The sequence below is a fragment of the Neisseria sp. genome (assembly GCF_030527965.1).
GTDB lineage: Bacteria > Pseudomonadota > Gammaproteobacteria > Burkholderiales > Neisseriaceae > Neisseria.
This window is the reverse complement of sequence record NZ_JAUMZU010000006.1, coordinates 94,140-113,304: the sequence shown is the minus strand read 5'-3', so window position 1 is coordinate 113,304 and position 19,165 is coordinate 94,140. Positions and strand designations below refer to the sequence as shown.

Annotated in this window: 18 protein-coding genes; 8 read left to right on the top strand and 10 right to left on the bottom strand. The window is 46.9% G+C overall.

Going from position 1 to position 19,165, the window contains the following annotated elements:
- Window positions 1–36 precede the first annotated feature (36 nt).
- From Q4A84_RS04200 to gyrA, 3 genes are all read right to left on the bottom strand, one after another.
- The gene (locus tag Q4A84_RS04200) at window positions 37–684 is read right to left on the bottom strand and encodes an Mbeg1-like protein (protein WP_303087677.1); all 648 of its coding nucleotides are present in this window, start codon (window positions 682–684) and stop codon (window positions 37–39) included.
- Complete coding sequence (locus Q4A84_RS04195) at window positions 681–1,388, bottom strand: hypothetical protein (RefSeq protein ID WP_303087676.1); 708 nt, start codon at window positions 1,386–1,388, stop codon at window positions 681–683. The genes Q4A84_RS04200 and Q4A84_RS04195 overlap by 4 nt, the downstream gene beginning before the upstream one ends.
- A 384-nt stretch (window positions 1,389–1,772) precedes the next feature.
- Entirely contained in the window at window positions 1,773–4,544 is a 2,772-nt protein-coding gene (gene gyrA / locus Q4A84_RS04190) for a DNA gyrase subunit A (protein WP_303087675.1), read from the bottom strand.
- A 454-nt stretch (window positions 4,545–4,998) separates the two neighbouring features.
- Between gyrA and earP the strand changes: the two genes are divergently transcribed.
- From earP to recA, 3 genes are all read left to right on the top strand, one after another.
- The gene (earP, locus tag Q4A84_RS04185; RefSeq protein WP_303087674.1) at window positions 4,999–6,165 is read left to right on the top strand and encodes an elongation factor P maturation arginine rhamnosyltransferase EarP; all 1,167 of its coding nucleotides are present in this window, start codon (window positions 4,999–5,001) and stop codon (window positions 6,163–6,165) included.
- Between the two features lie 54 nt (window positions 6,166–6,219).
- Window positions 6,220–6,780, top strand: a complete 561-nt coding sequence (gene efp / locus Q4A84_RS04180; protein ID WP_303087673.1) for an elongation factor P — start codon at window positions 6,220–6,222, stop codon at window positions 6,778–6,780.
- Window positions 6,781–6,912: 132 nt separating this feature from the next.
- Entirely contained in the window at window positions 6,913–7,959 is a 1,047-nt protein-coding gene (recA, locus tag Q4A84_RS04175) for a recombinase RecA (protein WP_303087672.1), read from the top strand.
- 212 nt (window positions 7,960–8,171) lie between these two features.
- Here the strand turns inward: recA and Q4A84_RS04170 are convergent, their stop codons facing one another.
- The 7 genes from Q4A84_RS04170 to gtfA all read right to left on the bottom strand — a co-directional run bounded on the left by Q4A84_RS04170 (window position 8,172) and on the right by gtfA (window position 13,718).
- Window positions 8,172–8,663, bottom strand: a complete 492-nt coding sequence (locus Q4A84_RS04170) for a YdcF family protein (protein WP_303087671.1) — start codon at window positions 8,661–8,663, stop codon at window positions 8,172–8,174.
- A gap of 86 nt (window positions 8,664–8,749) precedes the next feature.
- Entirely contained in the window at window positions 8,750–10,507 is a 1,758-nt protein-coding gene (gene recD / locus Q4A84_RS04165) for an exodeoxyribonuclease V subunit alpha (RefSeq protein WP_303087670.1), read from the bottom strand.
- 180 nt (window positions 10,508–10,687) lie between these two features.
- Window positions 10,688–11,140 carry a 50S ribosomal protein L9 gene (rplI, locus tag Q4A84_RS04160; RefSeq protein ID WP_303087669.1) on the bottom strand — a complete coding sequence of 151 codons (453 nt, stop codon included), beginning with the start codon at window positions 11,138–11,140 and terminating at the stop codon, window positions 10,688–10,690.
- A gap of 16 nt (window positions 11,141–11,156) precedes the next feature.
- Window positions 11,157–11,387: a 30S ribosomal protein S18 gene (rpsR, locus tag Q4A84_RS04155; RefSeq protein ID WP_009116841.1), complete on the bottom strand. Its 231-nt coding sequence runs from the start codon at window positions 11,385–11,387 to the stop codon at window positions 11,157–11,159.
- A gap of 6 nt (window positions 11,388–11,393) precedes the next feature.
- Window positions 11,394–11,690, bottom strand: coding sequence for a primosomal replication protein N (gene priB, locus Q4A84_RS04150; RefSeq protein WP_303087668.1), 297 nt, complete (start codon window positions 11,688–11,690; stop codon window positions 11,394–11,396).
- 1 nt (window position 11,691) lies between these two features.
- Window positions 11,692–12,075, bottom strand: a complete 384-nt coding sequence (rpsF, locus tag Q4A84_RS04145; protein ID WP_303087667.1) for a 30S ribosomal protein S6 — start codon at window positions 12,073–12,075, stop codon at window positions 11,692–11,694.
- 194 nt (window positions 12,076–12,269) lie between these two features.
- Entirely contained in the window at window positions 12,270–13,718 is a 1,449-nt protein-coding gene (gtfA, locus tag Q4A84_RS04140; protein WP_303087666.1) for a sucrose phosphorylase, read from the bottom strand.
- 265 nt (window positions 13,719–13,983) lie between these two features.
- Here gtfA and Q4A84_RS04135 point away from each other — a divergent pair, with 265 nt between their 5' ends.
- From Q4A84_RS04135 to Q4A84_RS04115, 5 genes are all read left to right on the top strand, one after another.
- Window positions 13,984–14,373: a RidA family protein gene (locus tag Q4A84_RS04135; RefSeq protein ID WP_303087665.1), complete on the top strand. Its 390-nt coding sequence runs from the start codon at window positions 13,984–13,986 to the stop codon at window positions 14,371–14,373.
- Between the two features lie 96 nt (window positions 14,374–14,469).
- A complete protein-coding gene (locus tag Q4A84_RS04130; RefSeq protein WP_303087664.1) occupies window positions 14,470–15,279 on the top strand; it encodes a symmetrical bis(5'-nucleosyl)-tetraphosphatase in 810 nt (269 codons plus the stop codon).
- Window positions 15,280–15,388: 109 nt separating this feature from the next.
- Entirely contained in the window at window positions 15,389–17,140 is a 1,752-nt protein-coding gene (msbA, locus tag Q4A84_RS04125; protein WP_303087663.1) for a lipid A export permease/ATP-binding protein MsbA, read from the top strand.
- A 131-nt stretch (window positions 17,141–17,271) separates the two neighbouring features.
- Complete coding sequence (locus tag Q4A84_RS04120; protein ID WP_303087662.1) at window positions 17,272–18,048, top strand: ferredoxin--NADP reductase; 777 nt, start codon at window positions 17,272–17,274, stop codon at window positions 18,046–18,048.
- Window positions 18,049–18,258: 210 nt separating this feature from the next.
- Window positions 18,259–19,164, top strand: a complete 906-nt coding sequence (locus tag Q4A84_RS04115) for a lysine exporter LysO family protein (RefSeq protein WP_303087661.1) — start codon at window positions 18,259–18,261, stop codon at window positions 19,162–19,164.
- Window position 19,165 lies beyond the last annotated feature (1 nt).

The following is a 19,165-nucleotide window of genomic DNA, read 5'->3' as shown; positions in this document are numbered from 1 at the left end:
TAGGGATAATTCTAACTTAAATTTGAATTTCCCTAGTTATCTAGGACAGCCCCATAATTTATTGTCTTTCGGATTGCTGTTGCCGTATCCGCCGTTTTTTAACAACTGAATTTCTTCGGGCTTGGCATAAACGATTTCCTTGCCCAGATGCGGTGCCCCTGCGGCAACGAAATCGCCACCCATACGGTGGTTGGTAATCAGCTGGGCTGCATGAGAGTTGGGTTTAGCTTCTTTTAAATTAGCGGCGCCAAACGCATTAAAAGTGTAGGTTTGCTGGTTAAAATTATTGCCACATAGTTCGGCCAGTGAGCCGCCAAGAGAATAGCCTGTTTGGTAGATAGGGACGTTATCTACTTTTCCAAATGCTTCGGCTATTTTGGTTAAGAACTCAGCATCCTTATACTGCCGGTTGGTATGATCTCGTGCCATCAACATATCAGTTTTAATGTCCGTAATATCTTGCGACCCTCGATGAACAACAATGAGTTCCTTCGTATCTTGCCTTTGATAAACAGCTCCAAAATAACCATTAGATTTATTTTCATACGGTTGCCCAACTACTTTGTAGGTAATTCCATTAAGAGTTATATTGCCTTCGCTATTATCAAAGACTAACTTCCCATCTTTATCTCCATAAATATGATTCGATAATAATGCAAAATCTTGGTTATTCAAGGCCCTCATTTATCTACTCTCCTGATCGTTACCTCTACAAAAAAAACATCTCTTAAAGCAGGATCTAAGCCAGACCCTGTCACTTCATTTTCTTTATAACCTATATCTGAAAACCCTGTACCAGATGCACCAAAAGGGATTGAGTTCATTATTGGATAATTAACCTTAAGGTATTTCTTTATAATTTTGATTCCATGTTCTTCATTTGTTAATTTTTCCAAGTCCTTCGGCCACACATCCGCAGAAAGTATTGTCTCCCTCTTATCTTTTCCTGTCGCTCGCATAGCTGTACCCACACCTAAAAACTGCCACTTACAAATACCCTGTTCATAATAATCCTCATCCAGTGGCGTATCGGTATAAAAATCAGTAATGTAGGTCGTATTGTCAACTTTGGTGTATTTCAATCGTTCGCTGTAGTGCGGATTAATAGTAGAACCAGCAATCCGCGAAGTTGTATAGCTGCAATTCGTCGCCTGATACTGCTCACTACCGCTTACTTTCTGAAATACCAACGGCGCATCTTTAATTTTGACTTCCATCTGATAATGCTGCTTGCGCTTAGGATTAATCTTAACCTGCGGCGGCTTATCGGCATAAGGCAATCCCATATGGTTGTAACCGGGCTTACGTGGCGTTTGTCCGTCTTCCCTGCCCGAGCAGGCGATTAGCGATAAGGCTACGCATAAACCAAGTAATAGAAAAGATTTCATCTTAGATTTCTTTCGCGTATAACGGTAAACCGATGCAGTCTGAACAAAATACAAACAACATGTATTTGCCTGCCGATATTTTTGGATTAATTAAACAGAAATGGAAACGGGCAATTTCAATTTTTTATTTGTCTAGTTTTGTAATGGTTAGTTCAATTATAAAAGTAATCCTCTGCAATCATGGTTAAATCCCCATTAACAGCTACTCCAAAAATTTGCTCAGATCAATATTATTTCAAATAAAATGAAAACACTTAAGTCATTAATTTTTTATATAATTACTTTAACATTTGAGGCTACACATAAAAATATGTGCAGCCCCAAATACATCTCAATTAAGAAAAATTTATTTAATGATGCAGCTATTCAGCCGTTCAATATTATCTAATCATTTTCTCTAGGCTCTTCACTGCTCTCGATATTCTCTTGAGAACTTAAACTTTCCTCTTGGCCATCACTTTCTGCTTCCTCCGGCTCGGCAATGCGTTCCAAGCTAACCAGCGTTTCGCCTTCATCAAGATTAATCAGCCTTACCCCTTGGGCAGCACGGCCGGTTTCGCGAATTTGCTCCACTTTAGTGCGGATCAAAACGCCGCCGCTGGTAATCAGCATCAAATCGTCGCTTTCGTTAACCAACGTAGCCGCCACCAATTTGCCGTTTCGCTCGCCCGTATCGATGGCGATGATACCTTGACCACCTTTGCCTTTGCGGCTGTAATCTGCAATCGGAGTACGCTTGCCATAGCCGTTGGCCGTGGCCGTCAGCACTTGCTGCTCGGTATTATCAGGCGCAGAAACCAGCAGGCTGACAATGCGACCATCTTTAGGAAGGCGCATACCGCGCAAACCGCCGCTACCACGCCCTGAAGGACGCACGCCGTTACCTTTCAGAGCGGCCGTATCATGGTTTTCTTCGCTCTCGCCATCATTTTCAGACAGGCTTTCTGCTTCTTCGTTTTCGGTTTCCGCATCTTCCGCATCACCGTTGCGCTCATAATATTCGTTGAAGCGAATGGCTTTGCCCAAGTTTGAAAACAGCATGATATCGCTGGTACCCGAAGTTTTGGCCACCCCGACCAAAAAATCGCCTTCTTTCAGTGCTATGGCCTTAATACCCTGACTCCGCACATTTTTAAAGGCGGAAAGCTGCACTTTTTTCACCATGCCTTGCGCGGTTGCGAAGAAAACGTATTCATCTTCAGGGAATTCGCGCACCGCCATAATGGCGCTGACTTTTTCGCCTTCATCCAACTGGATGACGTTGTTAATCGGCCGCCCGCGGCTATTGCGGCCGCCTTCGGGCAATTTGTATACTTTAATCCAATGGCATTTACCGAAATTGGTAAAGCACATTAGATAATCATGGGTATTGGCCACAAACAGGGTTTCAATAAAATCTTCGTCTTTGGTGGCGGCGGCTTGTTTGCCGCGGCCGCCGCGCCGTTGCGCTTGGTAATCTGTGGTCGGCTGGGTTTTGATATAGCCGCCATGAGTAAGGGTAACCACCATTTCGCGCGGCGGAATCAGGTCTTCATCGGCAATATCGCCGCCAAACGGATTGATTTCGCTGCGACGCTCATCTCCGAAGTTGGTTTTGATTTCTTCCAATTCTTCGTGGATGATCGAAGTAATCCGTTCCGGTTTGGCAAGAATATCCAAGAAATCAATAATCTGAGCCATAATGGTTTTGTAATCATTAACGATGGTATCCTGATCCAAGCCGGTCAGGTTACGCAAACTCATCCGCAGAATGGCGTCGGCTTGCAAATCGCTCAAATAATAACCACCGCTTTGCAGGCCAAGATTTTCAGACAGGCCTTCCGGACGCGCCATGCTTAAGTCTAAATCGGTACGCGACAACATCTCGCCAACCAAACCTGATTGCCACGGGCGCGCAAGCAATTTTTCTTTTGCTTCCGGCGCGTCGGCAGACTCTTTAATCAGCTGTATCATCTCGTCGATATTCGACAATGCCACAGCCTTACCTTCGGCGATATGGCCTTCATGCCGTGCTTTTTTCAAGCGGAACAAGGTGCGGCGGGTAACCACTTCGCGACGATGACGTAAAAACTCAAACAGAATTTGCTTCAAGTTCAACAAGCGCGGCTGCCCGTCGACCAGAGCCACCATATTGATGCCGAAGCTATCTTGCAGCTGGGTCAATTTATAAAGCTGGTTTAAAACGACTTCGGCATTTTCGTTTCGCTTAAGTTCGATAACCACGCGCATGCCCGATTTATCGGACTCATCGCGTAAATCCGATATGCCTTCCAGCACCTTATCCCGCACCAACTCGCCGATTTTTTCCACCAGCCGGGCTTTGTTTACCTGATAGGGAATTTCATCAATGATAATGGCTTCGCGTTCACCATGCTTGCCGATTTGTTCGATGTGGGTTTTGCCGCGCATAACCGCACGACCGCGGCCGGTTTTATAACCTTCACGCACGCCGCCCAAACCGTAGATGGTAGCGCCGGTGGGAAAATCGGGTGCTTTGATGATGTTAATCAATTCATCAATATCGGTTTCAGGCTCCGATAATAGTTTCAGACAGGCATCAATGGTGTCGGTCAGATTGTGCGGCGGAATATTGGTTGCCATGCCGACGGCAATACCGGAAGAACCGTTAACCAGCAACGCAGGAAAGCGGGTGGGTAATACCAACGGCTCTTGCTCGCTGCCGTCATAGTTGGGGCCGAAATTAACGGTTTCTTCTTCGATGTCGGCCAGCATTTCGTGGGCGATTTTCGCCATACGGATTTCGGTATAGCGCATGGCAGCAGCGCCATCGCCATCCACAGAGCCGAAATTGCCCTGCCCGTCAATCAACACGTAGCGCATGGAAAAATCCTGCGCCATACGCACAATCGTGTCATATACCGCAGAATCGCCATGCGGGTGGTATTTACCAATCACGTCGCCAACGATACGGGCAGATTTCTTATATGCGCTGTTCCAATTGTTTTTCAGCTCGTGCATAGCGTATAAAACCCGACGGTGTACGGGTTTCAAACCATCACGCACATCGGGCAGCGCCCGTCCTACGATTACGCTCATAGCATAATCAAGATAACTGCGGCGCATCTCGTCTTCTAGGCTGATGGGAATGGTTTCTTTGGCGAAGTGGTGATCGTTACGGGTGGTGGCGTCGGTCATGGGTATTCTGACAAATTTATCCGGAAAAAAGTTGTAGGATTCTACCATAGAACACAGAGAAAATCTTCCCGACCCAAGCCTTCCGAACAAGCATTTACGTATACTCTCCGCATATGAAAAATGACTGAAACACAGAGGGGCAAGCGTTTGCCAGCTTACCCACAAAACCTGTGGATAATTTTGTGGACTACTTGTGGGATTCTGGCATTTTTCCCGAAAAATCAGGTATTGCACCAAGGCTGATTAAAAAATAATCAAATAAATATTTCATTTTATTTTCATATACTTAAATCAACTCAAAACTTGTCAAGGGTCAAAATTAAATTTTTTCTTACCTCGTTAAATATGCCGTTTGTCAATGTGGATAAGCAAAAAAAATTATGCATTTTATGCTTGACAAGCATATAAAACAGCGTAAAACCTTATCTCGTAAAGATTTAATTTTTCCCATCTCATGCAAACCGAAAAACCCTCCGCCGTATGCTGGCTTTTTTGTACCGTTATCGATAATTTCGGCGACATCGGCATCAGCTGGCGTCTGGCACAAATCTTAAGCAGAGAACACGGCATTCAAGTGCATCTATGGCTAGATAACGAAGAAGCATTACGCATCCTCTGCCCCGATCTCCCTCCCCTGCCTTGCCGATATCGCGGCATTTACCTAAGGCACTGGCAAGCATCAACTGATGCTGAAGGGATTGATTCGGCACCCATTCCGGATTGGGTCATCGAAACCTTCGCCTGTGATTTGCCGGAAAGCGTGTTAAACATCATGCGGCAGCATCGGCCGCTTTGGCTCAACTGGGAATATCTGAGCGCCGAGCACTGGGCCGAAGCCATGCATGCCAAGCCTTCTCCTCAAACCGACAGCCAGCAGAAATATTTTTGGCTTATGGGGTTTACCGAACGCAGCGGCGGCCTATTACGGGAACATAATTACTGCCATAACATTGATACCGCCAATCTGCGTAAAACCTTAATGCTGCCGCAGAAAAGCACCCCGGAATGGCTTCTGTTCGGCTATGAAAGCCCGATATGGGCAAGATGGCTGCAAACTTGGCAGCAAAACGGGCAGCCTTTAACCCTTTTTCTGGCTGGAAACCAAATTACCGAAAGCCTGCGTCATGCAGGAGCCATTCCCAAATATGCACTGCAAAACGACGGCGACGTTTTTCAGACAGGCATAATTAAGCTGATACGCCTTCCCTTTCTGCCTCAAGACAACTTCGACAGCCTGCTTCACTTATGCGACGGTGTAGTGATACGGGGAGAAGACAGCTTCGTTCGCGCACAATACGCAGCCAAACCTTTTTTCTGGTTTATTTACCCTCAATCAGAAGACGCCCATATCGAAAAACTGCACGCCTTTTGGCAAAAAGCCACCGCCACTTGGCCGCAAACACTACAACAAGCACACCAACTCCTTTCCGATGAATTGAACGGTGCGCTTGATTTAAGCGCAGCAGAACGGCTGAGCGCATGGCAAAGCCTGATGCAGCAGCAGGCGCTTTGGTGCAAACACGCCGAGCTGTGGCGCGCGTCCCTTTTTGCCCAAAACAGCGCCACAGAAAAACTGGTCGCCTTTGCATACCAACACGGCAAATTGCCAAACCACCCGTAAATACGTTAAAATAATACGTTATTTTGTTCCAACATTTTAAGTGAGAATGATCCGATGAAAACCGCTCAAGAATTGCGCGCCGGCAACGTATTTATGGTAGGCAACGACCCGATGGTCGTACAAAAAACCGAATACATCAAAGGCGGGCGCTCCTCTGCCAAAGTAAGCATGAAATTGAAAAACCTGCTTACCGGCGCCGCTACCGAAACCATTTATAAAGCCGACGACAAATTCGACGTTGTGGTATTGGCTCGCAAAAACTGCACATACAGCTATTTTGCCGACCCGATGTATGTATTTATGGATGAAGAATTCAACCAATACGAAGTAGAAGCTGAAAACATCGGAGACAATCTGAAATTCATCGTCGACGGTATGGAAGACGTGTGCGAAGTAACCTTCTACGAAGGCAGCCCGATTTCTGTAGAGTTGCCCACCATTATCGTGCGCGAAGTCGAATATACCGAACCCGCCGTTAAAGGTGATACTTCAGGAAAAGTAATGAAAACGGCCCGCTTGGTCGGTGGCACCGAGATTCAAGTGATGTCATACATCGAAAACGGCGACAAAGTGGAAATCGATACCCGCACCGGCGAATTCCGCAAACGCGCTTAAACACAGCCTCAGCCTGAAGCATGAAAAGTCAAGAATGCCTGTCTGAAAATCTGTTCAGACAGGCATTCTTCCCAAAGATATGCGATAATCTTCAAAATTTTTGACTATAGCAACATTCAGACGAGAACGATTATGTCAGACGAAAAAAGCAAAGCACTTGCCGCCGCCCTCGCCCAAATCGAAAAGAATTTCGGCAAAGGTTCCATTATGAAAATGGACGGCAGCCATCAAGACGAAAACCTCGAAGTCATCTCCACCGGTTCGCTCGGCCTCGATTTAGCGCTTGGCGTCGGAGGCCTGCCTCGCGGCCGCATCGTAGAAATCTACGGCCCCGAATCATCCGGCAAAACCACGCTCTGCCTCGAAACCATCGCCCAATGCCAAAAAAATGGCGGCACTTGCGCCTTTATTGACGCGGAAAACGCCTTCGACCCGATTTATGCCCGCAAACTGGGCGTTAAAGTGGAAGATTTGCTGGTTTCCCAACCGGATACTGGTGAACAGGCCTTGGAAATCTGTGACATGCTCGTACGTAGCGGCGGGGTGGACATGGTGGTAATTGACTCGGTTGCAGCGTTGGTTCCCAAAGCCGAAATCGAAGGCGAAATGGGCGATAGCCACGTCGGCCTACATGCCCGCCTGATGAGCCAAGCCTTGCGCAAACTGACCGGTCATATCAAAAAAACCAATACTTTGGTTGTGTTCATTAACCAAATCCGTATGAAAATCGGCGTGATGTTCGGCAGCCCGGAAACCACTACCGGCGGCAATGCGCTGAAATTCTACGCTTCCGTACGCCTTGACATCCGCCGTACCGGCCAAATCAAAAAAGGCGATGATATATTAGGCAACGAAACCAAAGTTAAAGTGATTAAAAACAAGGTCGCTCCGCCGTTCCGGCAGGCTGAATTTGATATTATGTATGGGGAAGGCATCAGCTGGGAAGGCGAGCTGATTGACCTCGGCGTTAAATACAATATTATCGAAAAATCCGGTGCATGGTATGCCTACAATGACGCCAAAATCGGCCAAGGCAAAGACAACGTGCGCATCTGGTTACAGGATAACGTCGAAGTAGCCAACGAAATAGACCGTAAAATCCGTGAGAAAGCCGGTACAATCGTGCAGATTACCGAAGGAAAACTAGATGAGACCGACGGTAACGAGCCGGAAGAATAAGTTTCTTTAATACAAAGCCTGTCTGAAAACGCTAGGTAAAATAGCCGAAACCGTTTCAGACAGGCTTTTTGATTTATAAGCTTCTCCATTATTTAAGTTCTCTCCCAAAACAGTCGCTACTCTATCACTTTCACCTTTTCACTGCTTTTTATTGTTTTATTTAAAATTTAAAAGAATAGCAAACTCCGTGGATTTTTATACTTATATTTATTTTACCCGCCAGTTTTGTGCCCATATTCCAACCAAAGCGCTTTAACCCAAGACAGCGTCTCTTTCATCAATTCCGGCAGCATTGATATAAAAGATTCGGTTTGCCGCTCGGCATAGACCTGAACTGTTTTTTCAGGATATTGGCACTTGGCCATCCAACGTGCTCTCGGCAGATGATAAGCCGAACTAACCAAAATAATAGATTGTTTACCTTCCAATAAAGAGGCACTTAATTTCAGGTTCAGATAAGTGTTGGAAGATTGGTTTTCCAGCAAAATATGCTTTTCTGGCACTCCGGCCAGCCCCGCCCAAGAACACATGGCTTCTGCCTGATTGCTTCCGTCGCAATCCATTCCACCCGACATCAACAATAATGGCACCTTCCCTTCGCGATAAAGCGTTACCCCAGCCATCACGCGCGAATTTAAACAGCTTCCGCGATTAACGGGATAACCCAGCACCATGGCAACATCAGCGCGAAAAAGTTGCTTCATAGCCAAATATTCCGTACTCCGCGCCATTAGATACAAACCAAATATCGCAATCGCCCACGTTGAAAGTAATACGCATAAAACCTCAATCATAAACCGCCTGTTCCGCCAGATGCTGAAATTGCTTCCAGTCTATCGCGTAAAGCACTGCGCCTTTTTTCCTCTCGCGCACAAGCGGCTGTGAATAATTGGTGGTCGCCTAAAAAAACAAATCGCTCTCTTGCCCGAGTCAAAGCCGTATACAACAATGCTTTGGTCAGGCTTCCTTCCGAACTTAAAACCATTTCATCACCAGAAGGCGGCAAAAGCCAAACCTCCCGATATTCCGACCCTTGGCTTTTATGCACCGTCATGGCAAAAGCCATTTCACAATCAGGCAAGCGGCTTAAAGCAATTTTTCGAAACGTCATGCCATCGGGAAAATAAGCAACCAACGCATCGATACCCGCTTCAATATCTTTCATAATTAAACCGATATCGCCATTAAATAGCTTAACCGTATAATCATTGCGATTAATCATAACCACCTGTCCAGGAAACCAACGCCCTTCATTTTTGATTACGCCAATCTGCTGCAAATACGCCCGATAGGCCTGATTGAATCGTTCTGCATCACGGCGCCATGCCGCCAACACCATAATATCCGTCTGATGCCGAAATGCGGCCTCCACATGGTTTACCGCAACAGCTTCCCAATATGGTTGTTGCAAATGGTAAAATGCCTCAAGCTGCTGCCGGTCGCTCATGTCTTCTATTATATTAATGGCATCGGGAAACCGATCGAACTGCGCTAATGCCTCTGCCACCTTCCCCTTCACAACCGCCCGAGCCAAACAGCCGATTCCACTCCGGTCATCAAATCGGTGACTAACGCTCAATCGCGCAATATTGCCTGATAAAGCAGAATGCCTGTCTGAAACCTCAAAATGATACCCGGACAATACATTGGTAAGGTGCCCTGCCGTATTGGCGTCCAATACGCTGTTTCGTGCTATTTCTGCTAGAACCGCCCCTGCGCCTACGGATGGCAGCTGGTTCTCATCTCCCAATAAAATAACTTTACAGCCGCTTGGTATAGCCGTTAAAAGCTGCAACAACAATTCCGCATCCAACATAGAAGCTTCATCCAACACTAATATATCTAGTGGTAGCGGATTATCAGCATTGAAAAGCGATTCCATATAAGGTGGTCTCAGTTTGAGCAGGCGATGGACGGTCTGCCCTTCCAACCCATATAAATGAGCCAAAACTTTTTGTTCTACATCCAAACCACCCAATGCTCGATGCAAAGCCTTTGTCATATGTGCGGCAGCCTTGCCTGTCGGTGCCGTCAAAGCAATCCGAGGCAAAACCTCACAATCGACACACAATAGGGCAAGCAGTTTGGCAACCGTCGTGGTTTTGCCGGTACCCGGCCCGCCGCTGATCACCATAAAGTTCTGCAAGACAGATAAGGCCGCCGCCACTTTTTGTTCGCGGCTGCCATCATCGCTAAACCACTGATCCAGATAATGGGAAACACGCGCCTCATCCACCGCGACAGGCCTCGCCTGTGCAAGCCGCATGATTTCCTGAGCCAAATCATATTCAAGCCGCCACATTTTCCCTAAAAAAAGCTTATTGCCATCCAATATCAACGGGGAATCGCCGCCCACTCCTACAACGGAATAAGCCTTTTGCAAAACTGCTGTTTCTTTAGCATTCAAATCAACAAAAGAATGCCCTTCCGCCAAAGCAGCAAACAACCTGTCAACAAACGGGGCAATATCTGGCGCCATATCCGGCACCACTTCTCCAAGTAAGCCATGCACCGCTTCGCTGGCAAAATTCAAATCCTGTGCAACCATAATTCATCTACCGAAAATAATGAAATCAATCGAATTATCATACTTTAAATGACAAAATAGTTCTCAGCCCATAACCGCATCATAAAAACCGAATTGAGACCTTAATATTCCAAGTCTTAAACTACCATAAAAATAACCCTCTGAAATATCAATTTCAGAGGGTTGCATTAAAATCCCGAATTATTCGGCAGCAGCCACAACCGCTACGGTAATGGTTGCAACCGCATCGGTATGCAGCGCAACTTCTACTTCATATTCGCCCACTGCTTTGAAGGGGCCTTCAGGTAAGCGTACATTTGCTTTAGCAGCTTCAACACCAAAAGCACGGATAGCTTCGGCGATATCCGCGTTGGTAACCGAACCGAACAAACGGCCGTCGACACCTGCTTTTTGCGAAATGGTTACGGTTTGGCCGTCTAATTTAGCTTGACGCTCTTTAGCATCTGCCAAAATCGCAACTTGCTTGGCTTCCAATTCAGCACGACGTGCTTCAAATTCTTTCAAGTTCGCTTCAGTTGCGCGTTTTGCTTTAGCTTGGGGAATCAAAAAGTTACGAGCATAGCCGTTTTTAACGGTTACCACATCGCCCAGATTGCCCAGGCCGCCGATTTTTTCTAACAAGATAATTTGCATCGTTTAATCCTCCAAATTATTTATGTTGATCGGTGTAAGGCAACAGAGCCAAGAAACGCGCGCGCTTGATTGCGGTAGTCAATTGGCGCTGATAGCGCGCTTTGGTACCTGTGATGCGGGCAGGGATGATTTTGCCGTTTTCAGAAATAAAATCTTTCAGCAAATCCACTTGTTTGTAATCCACTTCTTGGATTTTTTCAGCCGTAAAACGGCAGAATTTTCTACGTTTAAATGATTGACGAGCCATTGTCGTTTAACCTTTATATTCTTGAATATTTTGAATCCGCAGTATCGGTCGAAAAATGCGTTGGCTTCGTTGGGCCAAAAAACCGCTGACTGTAACCTTTACATTTTCACGATGCTGCCATTGTTGGGCCTGTTTACCCAGAATCTTGGCCGGTAATTCAAATTTAACCAGACATTTCTGCCCGTTTTCCATCTGCCAAGATTCATGCTTCAGAATAACTTCCAAAACCGGCACGCCAGCAGGCGTATAACGCAAGGTATCGGTATGGGTTAATTCAGCGGTAAGAAGGAACGCGTTATCCAAATTAAGCTTCTGTAGCTTCTTCTTGAGATACGGCAGCCGCTTCGGCGCTCAACAAGCTTTTAGACTTCTCATCTTTCATCATCGGAGAAGCTTCGGTAACAGCCGCTTTGGTTTTGATGGTTAGGTGACGCAACACCGCATCGTTAAAGCGGAAAGCAGTTTCCAGCTCTTCCACCACTTCAGGTGTTGTTTCGATATTCATCAAAACATAATGTGCTTTGTGAATTTTATTAATCGGGTAAGCCAATTGGCGACGTCCCCAATCTTCCAAACGGTGAATCGTACCGCCGTTTTCGGTAACCAGTGCTTTGTAGCGCTCAACCATGGCGGGCACTTGCTCGCTTTGATCTGGGTGAACGATAAACACGATCTCATAATGACGCATGTTATCTCCTTACGGTTTAAACAGCCTTATTACCATGCGAAGTAAAAGGCAAGGTTGAAAACTTTCGGATTATAGCTTAAATAAGCCCACGCAGACAAGCCTCAAGCCCAATTTCAGACCTGTTGATTATAAAATGCCTGTCTGAATATTTTCAGACAGGCATTTTTCAGTCGTGATTAACATAAACAAAGTGCTTACAGAACGATTTCTTTGCTGGCACCGTTTACTGTTTCTGTAATCGTAAAGGTTTGCTCGCCGGTATTGGCAACCAATTTGGCAGAGACGCCCGCCGCTTGGTTTTCCCACACGATTTCCAACGCTTTTTCTCCTTGCGCCTTAACGAAAAATTCGCCATCAAATGCTTTACAAGTATTGCGGAACTTCAGCAAATTAAACAATTTCTGAACCACGGGGCGTTGAACGGTTTCATCAATTTCCGCCAGTGAATAATAGTGGCGGTTGATATTCCGGCCTTCTTTCGTGTTTTCCAACAATTCGATGTCGTTTGCTCCAGCCAGCAAGCCAACGTAATAGATTTGCGGAATACCCGGTGCGAAGCATTGCAATACGCGCGCCAGTAGATACGCTTGGTCGTTATTACCCAAAGCGGAATAATAAGTACAGTTGATTTGATAGATATCCAGATTGTTATATTCGGCGCTGCTGTATTTCTTTTTCACGTTTGCGCCTTGCGCATACAAAGCCTCGCGTGTGGCTTCGCACTCTTCGTCGGTCATCAAATCTTTTACGTCAACCACGCCGATGCCGTCGTGCGTATCCAGAGTGGTGAATTGTTTGCGCGGACAAATCTCCATCCAGTGAACCAATCGGTCAACTCGGCCGCTGAATAAAGTATGCAACACCAGCATCGGCAGAGCAAAATCGTATACATAATAGTCATGCTCGGCGATTTTGAGCTGGATTGTGTAATGTTCGTGAATCTCCGGCAATACAGTTACGTTGTATTTATCCAGCACGTCGGTGCATTCTTTTAGCGTTTCCCAAATTTCCGGTTCTACAAAGAAGCAGTTGGTGCCGATTTTCTTGTTTGCATAGGCAAACGCATCCAAACGGATAATCGAAGCGCCTTGTTTACTCAAAAATTCCAGATTGTCTTTGATGAATTTTTTGGTAACCGGATGGGTAACGTCTAAGTCTACCTGCTGTTCATCAAAGGTACACCACACTTTTTCACTGGTACCGTCGGCAAATTCGGCCATGCGATAAGGTGCGCGCGGTTTGCGTTTATAAATCAAATCGACTTGCTCTTCGGTCGGCTCTCCATTAGGCCAGAATTGTTTGTAGCGGATAAACAGGTCACGCCATTCGGAAGCATCTTTTTTCTGTTGAAAATCTTGGAAATAAGGAGATTGAGCCGAAATATGGTTTACCATGAAATCGAACATCAAGTAATAATCTTTCGCCAGTGCGTTCACATCGTCCCAGCCGCCGAATGCAGGATCAACTTTAGTGTAATCCATCGGTGCGAAACCGCGGTCGCCCGAAGAAGGGAAAAACGGTAGGATATGAACGCCGCCAATCACGCCTTTCATATACTTTTCTAATACATTTTTCAAATCTTTCAAGTTATTACCTAAACTATCCGCATAGGTGATCAACATGGCTTCATTTTTCAATTGCATTGCATTTCCTTCTGCACATTTTGGGGTTATTAAATTAGGTTGGACGAGAGAATACGACAAGATGACTGTCTTTATCTCTGCTTAATATCAAATTTATTACTCATAATGTATCATTTTTTTGTAAATTTATTACGCGGCGCAATATAGCATATCGAATACTTTTAGGCATTATTTTTCAAACGGTTTCAGAAAAAAGGCGACTCTGCTAAGATATAAGCCTTAATACAGACGATATTTAGAATACTTATAAGCATAAGGAGTTTACATGACCAAAAGCATCATTCACACCGATAACGCACCGGCTGCTATCGGCGCATACAGCCAAGCCGTACGCGTGGGAGATACGGTTTACATGAGCGGCCAGATTCCGTTGGATCCGGCTAGCATGACCGTAGTAGGCAGCGGCAATTTCGCATCAGAAGCCCATCAAGTTTTTAAAAACCTACAAGCTGTAGCGGAAGCGGCAGGAGGCACGCTGGACGACATTGTGAAATTAAACGCCTATCTGACTGATTTGAGTAATTTTGCTACTTTTAACGAAATCATGTCGCAATATTTCAGCCAACCTTTTCCCGCCCGCGCTGCCGTCGGCGTTGCCTCCCTCCCCAAAGGCGTGCAAGTCGAAGCGGAAGCCGTTTTAGTATTGAACGACTAAGCCCGTTCTATTTATAATAAAGCCTGTCTGAAATTAGTTTTTATTTTCAGACAGGCTTTATCATCTATAACATTTTCCAACCCTTCACCTGACACCATGGCCCACTACGCAATTGGCGACATACAAGGCTGCTACGACGAATTGCAGCTTCTGCTCCACAAAATCGGTTTCAATCATGGCATTGATACACTCTGGCTAGTAGGCGACATCGTCAACCGAGGCCCCAAATCTTTGGAAGCGCTGGAATTTTGTATGGCACACGAAAGCAGCGTTCAGATTGTGCTCGGCAATCATGATCTCCACTTATTGGCTCTCTTATATGGCTACGGTAAACTCAAGCGCAGCGACACACTGACCGACATTCTCAATCACCCCGACAGCAAAAAAATGCGCAATTGGCTGCGTCATCAGCCTTTCATGCGGAAAACCGAAAACTATGTATTGGCACACGCAGGCCTGTTGCCGCAATGGACAACCGACTTAGCCCAAGAATTGGCTCAAGAACTATCCGAAACCCTTCAAGGCAAACATGCCAAAGCGTATTTTGCCAATATGTATGGCAACACACCGAAAGCCTGGTCGCCCAAACTGAAAGGCCAGGAGCGCCTGCGCATGATTACCAACGTTTTTACCCGCATGCGCGCCCTGACGCTGAAAAACGAGCTGGACTACGAATTCAAAGCCCCTCCCTCAGAAATGCCCAAAGGTTTGCGCCCTTGGTTTGAAGCACCGGACCGCCAACACACCGAACACACGATTGTATTCGGCCATTGGTCTGCCCTCGGCTATCTCGACGCCAAACACGTTATCGCCCTGGATACCGGTGCGCTATGGGGCGGCTGCCTGACAGCGGTCAATCTGGCGGATCACAGCATTACCCAGGTCGATTCGCTCAAAAGCGACTAACACACCCGTCCGCCCAATGCCTGTCTGAAAAAGCGGTCTAGCGGCATTATTGTTGTTATACGCATTTTCCCTTACAATTCCCGCTTTCTTTTGAAGAATGAATCGTTTTATGAACAACGCGTCCGAGCAAGCTTCATGGGCTCTATACAAACGGCTGGCCGTTTATCTTAAAGGCTATTGGAAAATATTCGCTGTAGCCGTTGTCGCCATGATTGTTGTAGCTGCCACCGCGCCTCTGTTTGCCTATCTGATCAAACCGCTCATCAACGAAGGTTTCGTTGAAAAAAACATGGAAAAGATGGCCTGGCTACCTTTGGCCATCGTCGGTTTGTTTATCCTGCGCGGTGTATTCAACTTCATCAACGAATATACAACCAGCTATCTCTCCAGCCATTTAGTTCAACAAATCCGCCAACAGATGTTTGCCAAACTGATGCGCCTGCCAACCGGCTATTTCGGAGAAAACTCCAGCGGGCGGGTTATGTCGCGCATCCTTAATGATGCCAGCCAAATCAGCGACGCCGGCTTCAATGTGATTACCGTCGTTGCCAAAGACGGCATCAGCTTGGTCGGTTTACTGTGCCTGCTGCTGTATCTGGATTGGCGGCTAACCCTGATTACCTTCATCGCCCTACCCATTGTCGCCCTTTGTGTGCGACTGGTTAGCAAACGCCTGCGCAGACTCTCCAATCAGAACCAGCAGCAAATGGGCGTGATGACCCAAGTTTTGAGCGAAAGCGTCAGCGGCACCCGCGTCATCAAAGTATACGGCGGGCAAAAGCATGAATCCGCCCGTTTTGACCATGCAACCAACCTCGTACGCAGAAACAACGTCAAGCAAACCTCGGCCAGCTCGATCAACAGCGCTGTTACTCAATTGATGATCGCGACCGCACTGGCACTGATTCTTTACTTCGCCGCCAGACAAGCCCGGACAGAAGGGTTCAGCGCCGGCGATTTCATGTCGTTTTTATCGGCCATGATGATGATGTTTGATCCCATCAAACGCATTACCAGCGTGATGCAATCTTTACAACGCGGCCTGGCCGCGGCCGACAGCGTGTTCACATTTTTAGACGAACCGGAAGAAACCGACGGCGGCACGCAAATCCTACCGGCAGCGGCAGGAGACATCGAGTTTGACCACATCCTGCACCGTTATCACGGAGCCGAACGCAACAGCTTAAACGGCCTCAGCCTGAAAGTACCGCAAGGCAAGGTAACCGCACTCGTTGGTGCTTCCGGCTGCGGTAAAACCACGCTGGCCAACCTTTTGCCCCGCTTTTTCAACCCGACCGAAGGTTGCGTGAAAATCGACGGCACCGATATCCGCGATTACACACTGGAAAGCCTGCGCAGCCAGATAGCTATTGTTACCCAAGATGTGGTGCTGTTTAACGACACTGTAGCCAACAACATCGCTTACGGCGAATTGGGCAAAGCAAGCGAAGCAGATATTGTGAATGCCGCCAAAGCAGCCAACGCATGGGAATTCATCCAAAACATGCCGCAAGGCCTGCATACGGAAATCGGCGAAAACGGCCTGAAACTCTCCGGCGGACAGCGCCAACGTCTGGCGATTGCCCGCGCCTTGCTGAAAAACGCCCCTATTCTGATTCTCGACGAAGCCACCAGTGCGCTGGATAACGAATCAGAACGCCTGGTTCAGGCCGCCTTGGAAAAACTGATGCAAAACCGCACGACCATCGTTATCGCTCACCGTCTTTCCACCATAGAAAACGCCGATACCATCGTCGTCATGCATGAAGGCCGCATCGTCGAACAAGGCACGCACACCGAACTACTCGCATTGGGCGGCCGATACGCCGATTTGCACAATCTGCAATTTCACGACCAATAATCCGGCTTCCCCGCGAAGCTCAATGCCTGTCTGAAAATCCCCCGCTCCAGCAGAGCCGTATTTTCAGACAGGCATCTGGTCGGAAACTTGCTCCGATTACATTTTCCATTTCAATTTAGGATACATACATCATGGCAGCATTCAACACTCAAACCGTTTTGTCCGTACACCACTGGACCGACGCTTATTTCACCTTTACCTGCACCCGCGACGAAAGCCTGCGCTTCGAAAACGGCCAATTCGTGATGGTTGGCCTGATGGTGGACGGCAAACCGCTGATGCGTGCCTATAGCGTTGCCAGCGCCAACTGGGAAGAACATTTAGAATTTTTCAGCATTAAAGTCCAAGACGGCCCTCTGACCAGCCGTTTACAACATCTAAAAGTAGGCGATGAAGTGCTGATTAGCAAAAAACCCACCGGCACCCTGATTCTGGGCGACTTGAATCCGGGCAAGCACCTCTACCTCTTATCCACAGGTACCGGTATAGCGCCCTTTTTAAGCGTAACCAAAGACCCGGAAGTATACGAGCAATTTGAAAAGGTTATTCTGGTGCACGGCGTGCGGTATAAAAAAGACTTGGCCTATTACGACCGCTTTACCCAAGAATTGCCGCAACACGAGTATTTGGGCGAGATGGTTAGGGAAAAACTGATTTATTATCCGGTGGTATCGCGCGAAGAATATCCGCATCGCGGCCATCTGACCGATTTGATGCGTTCGGGTAAACTCTTCGAAGACATCGGCCTGCCACCCATTAACCCGCAAGACGACCGCGCCATGCTTTGCGGCAGCCCCGCCATGTTAAAAGACACAAGCACGGTATTAAACGAATTCGGCCTGACCGTATCACCCAAAATGGGTCAGCGTGGGGATTACCTGATTGAGCGTGCATTTGTCGATCAATAACCGATTGACAGTTAAATATTTTTAAATCATTAATTATTCTGAAACGATAATTTCACCTGAGCCTGCACCTTATCGTTTCAGAAATAAAATGCTGTTAAATAATACGGCCGTTTTTGCAAAATTTTCTTACATATAAATTAAGGAAGCTCTACCTATACTTTCCGGCAAAACAGACAGCAAATTTTTCAAAACGCAAAAAGCCATAAAACCATGCAAAACCTCATTACCCTTGCGATGATTCTCACGCCTCTTTTTATAGGCTATTTCATCCGCCTGCCGAAGTCTTGCATGGTTTTTACAGACAGGCTGTTGAATGTTTTAATCTACGTCATTTTAACGCTCATCGGCGTTTCCCTTTCTCAAGTCAGAAACCTCGGCAGCCAGATTGACTTTATTGCATTCATGGCCGTGGCTTTAGCCATATGTGTATTAGGTGCCAATCTTTTGATTCTGATGTGGTTTGACCGAAAATACCCTTGGCAAAACCACATCAATCACAACGGTAAAAAAGCCCGAATCGGTATCGGAGGCAGCATCAAGCAACTCGCCTGCATCTTTTTCGGCTTAGCCTTCGGCAAATTGATGTCCGGCATCTGGTTGCCTCCCGAATCAACCAGCACCTATGCCCTGATGCTGCTCATATTACTAGTCGGCATCCAGCTTGGAGGCAGCAGCATGACGTTGCGACAAGTTTTGCTCAACCGGCGCGGCGTGCAAATCAGTTTGCTGTTAATATTGTCTTCATTCTTAGGCGGAATTTTATTCTGCATACTCGCACCCGATGTGTCTTTCGGCCAAGCCCTGGCGCTTTCCTCCGGTTTCGGCTGGTATTCTCTTTCCGGCATCGTCATGACTGAAGCCTACGGGCCGGTTTGGGGCAGCATTGCCCTATTAAATGATTTAATCCGCGAATTTTTTGCACTGATATTTATTCCGCTCATTATGCGCCGCTATCCAAGCGCCGCCATCGGCATCGGCGGCGCCACCAGCATGGATTTTACCCTGCCGGTTATTCAGAGTGCCGGCGGCTTGGCCGCGGTTCCTCTGGCCATTAGCTTCGGCTTTATCATTAATTTGGTTGCACCTTTTTTAATGCTGGTTTTTTCCAATTTGTAAG